Below are 10,367 nucleotides of genomic sequence, written 5' to 3'. Positions count from 1 at the left end.
CCGAACCGGACCGGAGCCCATGAGCACCTACACCGCAAGCCAGCTCGACAAGCAGGTCGTCTTCATCCAGAACGACATCCCGCCGCTGCGCGACGGCGTCTACACCCTGCGCGCCACGCACACGGTGCCGAACCAGGATCCAGGCAGCTTCAGCGCGGCCAGCAGCTTCGTGGTCCAGGGCGAGCGCTTCGCGCTGGCCGCCACCGAGATCGACGCGGTGTTCCCGCCCAACCTGGCCAACGGCGAATTCGACGGCGTGCTGCCGCACGTGACGCTCACGCGCTGCACCCTGCCCTGGGAACGCGGGCTGGACACGCCGCATTCGGCCCATACCTACCCGCAGTCCCCCTGGCTGGCCGTGCTGGTGTGCGACAACAGCGACCAGCAGCCGGCGCCGCTGCCCATCGCCGCCACCGCCAAGGACCTGGTGCCGGTCGGCACCACGATCACCGTGACCGGATCCAGCGCCACGGGCCAGGGCACCCTGCCGGCATCCAAGCTGTCCTACGGCGCGGCGCTGCTGTCGGTGCTGGGCTATGGCGAAACCCCGGACGACGCCTGCAGCGTGATCGACCTGCCCGTGGACCTGTTCAACCAGGTCGCGCCCGCCGCCGCGGACCTGGCCTACCTGGCCCATGTGCGCGAGGTCGACACCCTGCACGGACCGGACACGGACGCCGACCGCGCTCGCAGCGCCGTGGTGGTCGCCAACCGCACGGCGCCCTCCAATGGCGCGGCGCGCGCCTATCTGGTGTCGCTCGAGGGCATGGCCGACTATCTGCCGTCCGCCAGCGGCCAGGCCAGCCCGCTGATCGATTCCCGCGTCAAACAGGTGCGCCTGCTGGTCTACCGCAGCTGGACCTTCACCGCCAACAACCTCGACCAGACGCTGTCGCAGCTGCTCAGCAACCTGAACGCGCCCGGCCCCGACGGCGTGCGCGTCACCACGCCCTGCCTGCCCGCGGGCGGGCCGCCGCCCAGCGCCGCCCGGCTCGCGGCCGCCATGGCCGCGCAAGCCAGCGGCCAGGCCAGCGCCGACGATGCCGCCGTGCTGATGCGCAACGCCCTGCTGATGGGCTATGTGCCGATGAACCATCACCTGCGCCACGGCGGCAAGACCGTCTCCTTCTATCGCGGCCCGCTGTCTCCGCTGCCGGTGCCGGCCGCCAGCGCCGCCGCCTACTACAACAGTCCGGACGCCGCCAACGCCTACAACCCCTATACGGGCCTGTTCGATGTGTCCTACGGCGCCGCCTGGCAGCTGGGACAGCTGATGGCCCTGCAAAGCGCCGGCATGGCTAATCAGCTGTATGCGTGGAAGCGCTCGGTCACGCAGCAGCAGGCCATGGCGGCCGAACAACAGCTGCTGGCGCAGCGCCTGCAGGGCGCGCCCCTGTTCCAGGGCTTCATGTCGCAACGCGCGGCCCTGCTGCGCGACGGCCCGCCGCCGCTGCCCGACGAGGTGGCGGACTGGTTCTCCAACCTAGCCACGCTGCAGGGCATTCCGTTCAGCTACCTGGTGCCGGACGAGCGCATGCTGCCGCCCGAGTCCATCCGCTTTTTCTGGCTGGACAGCAACTGGATGGACGCGCTGATCGACGGCGCCTTCAGCATCGGCCGCGCCGGCGTGTCGCCGCAGTCGATCGAGGCGCGCCATGCCCCGTCGCTGCGCGCCCAGGCCCGCATGGGCATGGGCCTGCGCGCGGCCAACCGGCGCCGCGCGCTGCACGCCGCCGGCATCAGGGCCGGCCAGGCGCCGGTCACCGGTTGCCTGATCCGCTCGCAGGCCATCGCCGGCTGGCCCAAGCTGCGCATCCTGGGTTTCGCCGACGCCAAGATGCAGCAGGCGCTGCCCGCCCTGCGCATCGCGCGCCTGTCCGACGACACGGTGCTGTGCCTGTTCAACGGCGAGCTGGTTTCGCTGTGCCTGCGCGAACCGCCGGAACAGCAGCATCATGGCGTGGAAGGCATGCCCGACGCTCTTTACACCACGCTGCGCGCCGTCAGCGGCGGCCCCGACGGGCAGGCGCCGGGCCAGCAGTACACGAGCAATCCCAAGCCCTTCGTCAGCCCCTGCGACCCGGGTGGCAAGTTCGCGCGCGCCTGCCTGAGCGTGCGCGCCGACGGCCGCACGCTGGACGTGGCCGGTTCGGCCGGCGTCATCAGCCTGCGCCTGACGCGGGATTTCTCGCAAAAGCTGCCCAGCGGTTTCACCTCGGCCGAGTACGCGCTCGAAATGACCAAGGGCGTCGTTGAAGTGGAGTACCTGCGATGAGCACCCTGATCGTACCCGTCGACCTCACGGCCTATTGCATCGGCACGCTGGACGCCGCCGGCCCCGCGCGCGCCTTCGCCGGCGGCAGCACCGATTACAGCAACCAGGTCAGCCGCGACCGTCCCGCCTTCCTGGGCCTGAACGTCAGCCGCGATCCGAGCCAGGCGCCGCTATGGCCCATGGAACAGGGCGTGCACCTGCATTGGGCCATGCCGGACGCCCTGACCCGCGCGCCGCAAGGCGATGCGCTGCGCTTTCCGGCGCTGCCCAACCGCTGGCTGGTCAGCCGCATCGCGCCCGACGCGCTGACGAGCCGCCACTGGATCGTGCAGAGCGATCTGCTGTCGGACACGCCGCCCGCCGCCGGCCATGCGCCCACCGTGCCCGTGGCGGTCGCCGCGGCCAACGGCCAGCCCACGCAACGCGGCTTCCGCTTCCTGGGCGCCACGCAGGTGTTCGACGCCGGCTGGAGCGACCCGGCCTCGGCGGCCAACGCCGCGCGCGGCCTGCGCGCGCAGACCGGCGCGGACCTGCATGCCGTGGCCACCGGCGACATCGCCTTCGCCGCCTTCTACCCGAACTCCCGAGGCGTATTCGGCTTCCACGACGACCTGACCGATCTGAATCCCGGCCCGGACGGCGTGGCGCTGCTGTACACCGTCACCGGCTGGTACGCGGATCCGACCCAGGATCCGCTGCGGGGCGCGCCCAGCCTGGCGCAATTGCAGCAGACCCTGGGTTGGACCTGCGCCAGCGCCGATCCCAAGGCCGACCGCTCGCTGTACAACGGCCTGATCCAGGGCCTGGTCTGGAATCCCCACACCCGCTATGTCGACGACGCGCCCTCGCCCATCGATGGCGACGTCGCCATCGGCAATCATCCCGCCGAGGCGCTGGCCGCCTACTTCCGAGGCCTGAACAGCCCGGCCACGCCCATCTACGAGGAACTGCTCACGCTGTATGCCACCGGCCTGCTGCCCGGCCTGTCCGCGCCCGCGCCGGGCCAGTTGGCGCTGCTGGAGGAAACGCTGCACGCGCTGCAATTCAGCGCGCAGGACGCCGGCACGATCTACACGGTGACGCGCGACGACGCCGAGGCCATCGACCTGCCCCTGCCGCTGGCCGACGCGCTCAACCAGCTCAACCTGCTGCGATTGGCGGCCGATGCCTCCGCCGTCCAGGTGCGCCAGGCGCGCTGGCAGTTGTTCTCCGCCTGGCTGCGGCTGTTCAGCGTGGACAGCGTCAACCAGCAGGCCGCGCTGAGCGCGTTCTCCAGCCAGTTCGCCTTACAGGGCGCGATCGACCGGCATCAACATGAAGCCGACGACGCGGTCGCCGCGCAAGCCGCCGCCGTGCGCGCCTTGCTGGGCAGCGAGCTGACGCTGACCACGGCGCCGGCCCCCAGCTATCGCGGTCCGGCCGAGCCGGTGCTGCTGCTGGCCGGCGACGCCGCCGCGCCGGCGCTGCGCTATGGCGGCGACGGCCGTTACCATCCCTCGGGCTATCTGCCGTGCCGGCTGGCCGACGCGGTGCTGGACACCGTATCGATCGGTCCGTCCACCACGCTGCGCGCCGCCAGCTACGCGCCGTTGGCTCCGCCCGCGCCCAACCGCCTGCCCGACCCCGCCGTCGGCGCGCTGGTGCTGGAGGCGGCCTTGCTATGCACCGCGATCGGCGCGCGCGCCAGCGGCCTGGCCCCGGCCGCGCTGGCGGCCGACCTGACGGCCTGGACCGAGGGCGGCGCGGCCCGCTACTACGCCAGCGCGCAGGGCCTGCCGCCATCGGCCGTGGGCGTGGGCGCCTGGCCCGGCGCCAATCCATGGTGCTCGCTGGCGGTGCTATGGCAGGTCAACTATCACCCGCTGCTGGCCACCGCCCAGGCCGGCGCGGCCGTGGATTATCCACCCCGCTATTTCACCGCCAACTACCTGCTGAACCCCAACGCGCCGGGCGCCATCGCCTATCAGCCCGGGGCGGACGGCATCCACATCGACCCCGCCAGCATCGACTTCGATTCGCGCGATCCCGCGTCGGGCACGCATCTGTACCAAGGCCTGTCCATCCTGTCGGCGGCGTCGGCGGACAACCTGCGCAACCAGCTGGCGCGGGATTTGGCGCGGCAGCCGGACCCGACGCTGCAAACCATCGCCGATCAGTTGGCCGCCACCGACATCAGCATGCAGAGCATGACTGGGCTGAACGACCAGTTGCTCAGCCGCCGCCGCAGCCTGCAATTGAGCATCGGCGTGTCCGCCACCGCGCCGCTGCCGTTCCGCTCGGCCACCTCGCAGCTGCAGACCGTGGTCGGCTCGCTGACCGACATCGCGCCGCTGGCGCCCGAGCTGAACGGCGCCTACAGCGGCGTGCGCGCCGGCTACTTCACCGTGTCCGCGCAGGTGATGGACCCGTTCGGCCGCAAGCGCCCCGTCAATATCCGCAACACCTATCTGGCCCAGAGCCTGACGACCCAGGCCCAGGGCGCCGCCGTGCCGGGCGTGGCCTATGCCCAGCCCCGGCTGAGCCAGCCCGCGCGCCTGCTGTGGCGCTGGCTGGCCGCCGACAGCAGCGGCTACGACGAGATGAACGCGCACCCTGCCACCACGCCGGTCTGCGGCTGGCTGCTGCCCAGCCACCTGTCGTACAGCTTCTTCCTGTACAACGCGCAGGGCAATCCGCTGGGCACCATCGCGGTGCGCGCCGACGGCGGCGCGGTCCTGTGGCAATCCGCGCCGGGCAACCAGGGCACGATAGACGCGGACCTGCAAACCGTGATGGCGCACGAGAATCCGCAGCTGCGCGCGCTGGCCCTCGCGCTGGGCGGCGCCACGCCGCAGTTCCTGCGCGCGTTCTGGCAAGCCTGCGACCGCTCGGCCGGCAGCATTTCCCCGGCCGCCGCCGACAGCCAGTCCAGCCTGGGTCTGCTGGTCGGCCGTCCGCTGGCGCTCACGCAGACCTCGCTGCGCCTGGAGCGCCAGGGATTCGCGGACCTGGACCAAAGCTATGCGACCTTGTCGGGCGGCGCCTTCGCCGATACCGATCACGCCATTGGCGGCATCCGCTTCCCCGTGGTCATAGGCGACCTGCAGCGGCTGGACGACGGGCTGGTCGGCTACTTCACCGCCGCGTCCGGTGGCGGCTACGACACCGGCACGTTCTACAGCCAGGCCGCCACCGGCGCCGATCCTGGCGTGGTGGCGCCCGCCGTGGACCGGCTCACGCTGTCGCCCGCGGCCGCCTCGATGCAAGCGCCCGATGCTCCGCCCGAGCCGGAAACCAAGCTGCTGATGCTGGTGGATCCGCGCGCGCCCATTCACGCCAGCATGGGCATCCTGCCCACCGAAACGCTGGCCCTGCCGGCGGACCAGTACGAGGACATCCTCGCCGCGCTGGAGTTCACCATGCCGGCCTTTCCCTTGTTGCGCGCCCATGGCGGCCTGTCCGTGCCGCTGCCGCGCGCCGCCGGCTACAACCCGTCCTGGATCACCGAGGATATCGACGGCCAGAACGCGCCCCGCTGGAACGTGGACCCGGATCTGCAGCCGGTCGACGCCGGTGCGATCTGGCAGTACAGCCCGCAAAGCCTGACCGAGGGCTGGCTGCGACTCAATCCGGACCTGCTGCAATTCACGCTGACCAACGCCCAGGGCGCGCCGGTGGTGCGCGCCGGCGCCGACAGCGCGCTGACGCTGACGATCCAGAACCGCCGCAAGACGCCCATCGTCTTCACCCCCGGACAGACCAGCGGCGAGGACCAGCCCGCCACCGGCTCGGCCCTGTACCTGCACCTGGGCGCGCTGGTGGACGACGCGAACGTGCCGGACATCCGCTACGCCGCGCCCGGCTGGCGCTTCCTGCCGCTGCAGGACGCGCGCTACGGGCAGTACTGGGCCGCCGTGACGGAGGCGAACCTGACGCTGCCGCCCGGCGCGTCGCTCAGCATCGCCATCAGCCAGCTCAAGGTCAGCGCCACGGCGCCTGCCCAGGCCAGGATCTACTTCGACTACGACAACCTGCAAGGCAGCGACGACGGCATCGACATGGCCGTCCTGACGGTGCAACCGGCCGGCGCGCAGCCCACCTAAGCGCGGACCGTCCGTGGGGCCTCCAATCCCCGCAACGGCGCCCTGGTATCCTGCCGTCGACGGCCCGCGCGCCGCCCCCGCCCCTGATCCGATGCCACGCATGAATCCGCCCCTTGCCGCCTCCGCCAGCCATGTCCTGCTGCGCCGCATGTGCGTGGACGACGTGCCCATGCTGCTGGCCCTGGAGTCCGACCCCGAGGTCATGCGCTACAGCACCGGCGTCAAGCCGGCCACCGAGGCGCGCCGCCGCGAACTGCTGGACTGGCTGCGCGAGGCGCCCGGCAAGCTCGGCCACTGGGCCGTGGTGGCCGACGGCGACGCGGTCGGCTGGGCCAGCCTGACGCCATTGCCCGGCACCGACCGCATCCAGCTCGCCTACCGGCTGCAACGGCGCGCCTGGGGCCGGGGCTGCGCCACCGCAGCCGGCCGCCAGCTGTGCGACTATGCATGGCGCATGCTGGATGTCGCGGCCCTGTCCGCCGTCGCCTGGCCGGACAACCTGGCCTCGCGGCGCGTGCTCGAAAAACTCGGCTTCGTCCAGGCCGGCACCGAAACGCACTACGGGCGCGACACCGTGGCCTATCTGTTGCCGCGTCCGGCCTCGGCCTGACCCACGTCATCACTCTTACCCCTTTCCTGGAACCATCCACTCATGACCGACGCCCACAACACCGCCCCCGCCGACCCCCGCGTCTATATCGCGCAGAGCCTGGAAGGCATGAAGGCCGCCACCGCCGCCCATTGCGGTTCCTGGCACCTGGACGAAGCCGAGCGCTGGTCGGTGGACATGGACGAAGGGCTGATCCGCTTCGTGCTGCCCGACGGCATGCATGCCTCGGCCCCTGTCCAGATCGTCGGCACCACCAACAGCGACGACGGATCCTTCCTGTGGGGCTGGGATCACCCGTCCGTGCCGCCGGAACTGGCCGAACACGCCGAACTGGCGCGCGCCTTCGGCGAAGCCCATGGCTTGCCCGAGTACAGCAATCGAAAAGTCGAATGCGACGACATGCGGGCCTGGGAATTCGCCGCCGTGGCCATGCGCCTGGGCGGCGCCAGCGGCACCTATCGCGGACAGGCGTCGGAAACCGCCTGCGTGTGGATGACCTTTGGCGCCGTGACCCTGTCCCAGGGCTGAGGCCGCCGCGCCGGGACATTCCATGGACGCGCCCCTGGCCGCCGCCGCCCGCGCGCTCGCCTCGGGCGATCCGCTGGGCGCGCTGCACCATGTCGCGCTGCGCGGCGACCCGCCGGCGCTGGCGCTGCGTGGCATCGCCCTGGCCCAGCTGGGCGACCTGGAACGCGCCCGCGCCCTGCTGCGGCGCGCGGCCCGCGCGTTCCGCCCGGAGCAGGAGCTGGCGCGGGCGCGCTGCGAGCTGGCCGAAGCCGACGTGGCGCTGGCGATGCGCGACCTGGACTGGCCCGACGAAACGCTGGAATCCACCCGCCAGGCCCTGCTGCGGCACGGCGACCTCGCCAACGCCGCGCATGCCCGGCTGCTGCATGCGCGGCGCCTGCTGCTGCTGGGCCGTGCCGACGACGCCGCCGTCGCCATCGCGGGCTGGGATCAGGCGCCGCTGCCCGCCGCCGCGCGGGCGGTGCATGCCTTGGCCGCCGCCGGCATCGCGCTGCGCCGCCTGCAGGCAGAACCCGCCCGGCTGGCGCTGGCCCAGGCCCGGGCCGCCGCGCGCGAATCCGGTATCGGCGCGCTGCAAGCCGAGGCCGATGCGCTGTCGCGCCTGCTGGAGGCCCCGGCGGCCAGGCTGACCCGCCACGGCGCGCAGCGCCTGCTGCGCCTGGACGAAGTCGAGGCGCTGATGGCCTCGGACGCGCTGGTGGCGGACACCGCCCGCCAGGCGCTGCGCAGTCCCATGGCCACGGTGGACCTGTCGCGGCGGCCGGTGCTGTTCGCGCTGGCGCGCCAGCTGGCCGAGGCCTGGCCCGGCGACGCGCCGCGCGAGGCGCTGATCGCCGCCGTCTTCCGCCTGCGGCGGCCCGACGAGACCCATCGCGCCCGGCTGCGGGTGGAGGCCGGCCGGCTGCGCGTCGCGCTCAAGGGCCTGGCCGAGGTCCGGGCCAGCCGCCGGGGCTATGCGCTGGCCCTGCCACCCGGCTGCGAAGCCGTGACGCTGGCCCCGCCCGACGAAAGCGCCCACCCGGAACTGCAAGCCCTGCTGGCGGACGGCCAGCCCTGGTCCAGCGCCGCGCTGGCCCTGGCGCTGGGCGCCAGCCAACGTTCGGTGCAGCGCGCCTTGGAAACCCTGGCCGCCGCCGGCCAGGCCCAGCCGCTGGGACAGGGGCGCGCGCGCCGCTGGGCCGCGCCGCCGCCGCCCGGATGTGCGACGGTTTTGTTACTCCCGCCGCTATCGCCGGCGGACTAGCATGGCTCCATTCCCATCCGGAGACTCCCCGCCATGAAATCTGCTCCCGCCCAGATCGTCCGTGAATACGGCCCCTTCCCCGGCGTCACCGATGTCCACGGCGTCAGCCACGACGGCCGCCGGGTCTGGTTCGCCACCGGCGATTCGCTGCAATCGATGGATCCGGCCAGCGGCAAGATCGTCAGCATCATCAAGATGACGGCGCGCGCCGGCACCGCCTATGACGGCCGGCACCTGTACCAGCTCGCCGGTCCGAGCATCCAGAAGGTCGACCCGCGCAGCGGCGAGATCCTGGCCACGCTGCCAGCGCCCGCCGAGGGCTGCTCGGGCATGGCCTGGGCCGAGGGCGCGCTGTGGGTGGCGCATTACCGCGAGCGCAAGATCCACAAGATCGACCCGGCCACGGGCAAGATCCTGCGCACCATCGCCTCGGACCGCTACGTGACCGGCGTCACGTGGACCAACGGCGGCCTGTGGCACGGCACCTGGGAAAACGACGAAAGCGAGTTGCGCCGCGTCTCGCCCGAGACCGGAGAAGTGCAGGAGAGCCTGCTCATGCCGCCGGGCGTCTACGTCTCCGGGCTGGAAGCGGGCGACGGCGTGTTCTATTGCGGCGGCAGCACCAGCGGCAGGATCCGCGCCGTGCGCCAGCCCGAGCCCGCGTCCGAAAGCCGCTGAACGGACGCCGCCGCCCGAATCCGGCGGCGGCGCTTCCCGGTTGGCGCCACGGCCGTCCGCCTCGTGGAGCCGGCCCCGGCCGGCGCTCCGTCCCCCAGGGGAATCCAAGCGTCTTCCCCGCTCCATCCGCCCGCCGCCGCCCTGGGGTCCGCTTTCCGCCGCGCCAGCGTGTAAACTCCCCCCTTTTTGGCTCTGGTGGTATGGTGCAAGCCCCTCGGCGCACAGGTTTCAGCGGCCCGACGCTCGTTCGCTTGCTTGCTCGCCTGACGGACGTCGACGTTCCCGAATCCGGACAATCCCTTTCCGACCGGCTCAGCCTCTGGCTGGGCTGGACGGACGCCATCGCGCTCGCCGCCGTGCTGGATGGCAAGCCACCAGCCATGGCGCCGGGCGGCCCGACGTTCGACAGCGAGCAGGACCGGGAAAGCCTGAAGCTGCGGACCACGCTGGCCGATGCCATCGCCAGCGACACCGAGTTCACCGCCGCCCGGCCCCGCGGCCGGCAGCCGCCCTCGCGGACGCAGGCCGTGCCCAAGGCGCCGACCGACGCCGACTACTCCAGCTTCCGCCAGCGCTACCTGTCGCTGCAGCACACGATGGAGAACGGCATCGGGGGCCTGCGCAGCCGCCTGCGCGGCATGCTGGCCGGACGCAATCCGGAAATGACCCGGCTGGCGATGGTGGACGCCATCATGGAAAGATCGCTCAGCGTGCGCGAACGCGCCCTCATGACGACTATTCCGACGCTGCTCGGCGCGCATTTCGAGCGGCTGCGCAAGGCCGAGCAATCGGCGCAGGAAGAAGCCGAGGCGGCGGAAATGCCGCCGCCGGCCAAGCCCGGCGCCTGGCTGGACACGTTTCGCAAGGACATGCGCAGCGTGTTGCTGGCCGAACTGGATATTCGTTTTCAACCGGTGGAAGGGCTGCTCGCGGCGCTTCGCACCCGCTAAT

The 10,367-nt window shown here is 72.0% G+C and carries 7 protein-coding genes; all 7 read left to right on the top strand.

The window, feature by feature from the left end:
* Positions 1–19: 19 nt before the first annotated feature.
* Entirely contained in the window at positions 20–2,275 is a 2,256-nt protein-coding gene (locus tag AC6LJ5_RS01965; RefSeq protein ID WP_498139703.1) for a hypothetical protein, read from the top strand.
* A complete protein-coding gene (locus tag AC6LJ5_RS01960) occupies positions 2,272–6,357 on the top strand; it encodes a hypothetical protein (RefSeq protein WP_498139702.1) in 4,086 nt (1,361 codons plus the stop codon). Before AC6LJ5_RS01965 ends, AC6LJ5_RS01960 begins: the two co-directional genes overlap by 4 nt.
* A gap of 100 nt (positions 6,358–6,457) precedes the next feature.
* Positions 6,458–6,967, top strand: a complete 510-nt coding sequence (locus AC6LJ5_RS01955; protein WP_498139701.1) for a GNAT family N-acetyltransferase — start codon at positions 6,458–6,460, stop codon at positions 6,965–6,967.
* Between the two features lie 42 nt (positions 6,968–7,009).
* Positions 7,010–7,495, top strand: coding sequence for a DUF6882 domain-containing protein (locus AC6LJ5_RS01950; RefSeq protein ID WP_498139700.1), 486 nt, complete (start codon positions 7,010–7,012; stop codon positions 7,493–7,495).
* 22 nt (positions 7,496–7,517) lie between these two features.
* Positions 7,518–8,738 (top strand): helix-turn-helix domain-containing protein, encoded by a 1,221-nt coding sequence (locus AC6LJ5_RS01945; RefSeq protein WP_498139699.1) that lies wholly within the window; start codon positions 7,518–7,520, stop codon positions 8,736–8,738.
* Between the two features lie 33 nt (positions 8,739–8,771).
* Positions 8,772–9,416: a Vgb family protein gene (locus AC6LJ5_RS01940; RefSeq protein WP_103274731.1), complete on the top strand. Its 645-nt coding sequence runs from the start codon at positions 8,772–8,774 to the stop codon at positions 9,414–9,416.
* 200 nt (positions 9,417–9,616) lie between these two features.
* Positions 9,617–10,366 (top strand): DUF3348 domain-containing protein, encoded by a 750-nt coding sequence (locus AC6LJ5_RS01935; protein WP_103274732.1) that lies wholly within the window; start codon positions 9,617–9,619, stop codon positions 10,364–10,366.
* The last annotated feature ends 1 nt before the right edge of the window (position 10,367 follow it).

The organism is Achromobacter sp. 1011791174 (assembly GCF_059760925.1).
The sequence above is the reverse complement of the archived record's forward strand: the minus strand, read 5'-3'. Positions and strand labels throughout refer to the sequence as shown.

Coding starts and splice junctions, on each gene's coding strand:
- AC6LJ5_RS01965 (WP_498139703.1), top strand. CDS start 20: ATGAGCACCTACACCGCAAGCCAGCTCGACAAGCAGGTCGTCTTCATC.
- AC6LJ5_RS01960 (WP_498139702.1), top strand. CDS start 2,272: ATGAGCACCCTGATCGTACCCGTCGACCTCACGGCCTATTGCATCGGC.
- AC6LJ5_RS01955 (WP_498139701.1), top strand. CDS start 6,458: ATGAATCCGCCCCTTGCCGCCTCCGCCAGCCATGTCCTGCTGCGCCGC.
- AC6LJ5_RS01950 (WP_498139700.1), top strand. CDS start 7,010: ATGACCGACGCCCACAACACCGCCCCCGCCGACCCCCGCGTCTATATC.
- AC6LJ5_RS01945 (WP_498139699.1), top strand. CDS start 7,518: ATGGACGCGCCCCTGGCCGCCGCCGCCCGCGCGCTCGCCTCGGGCGAT.
- AC6LJ5_RS01940 (WP_103274731.1), top strand. CDS start 8,772: ATGAAATCTGCTCCCGCCCAGATCGTCCGTGAATACGGCCCCTTCCCC.
- AC6LJ5_RS01935 (WP_103274732.1), top strand. CDS start 9,617: ATGGTGCAAGCCCCTCGGCGCACAGGTTTCAGCGGCCCGACGCTCGTT.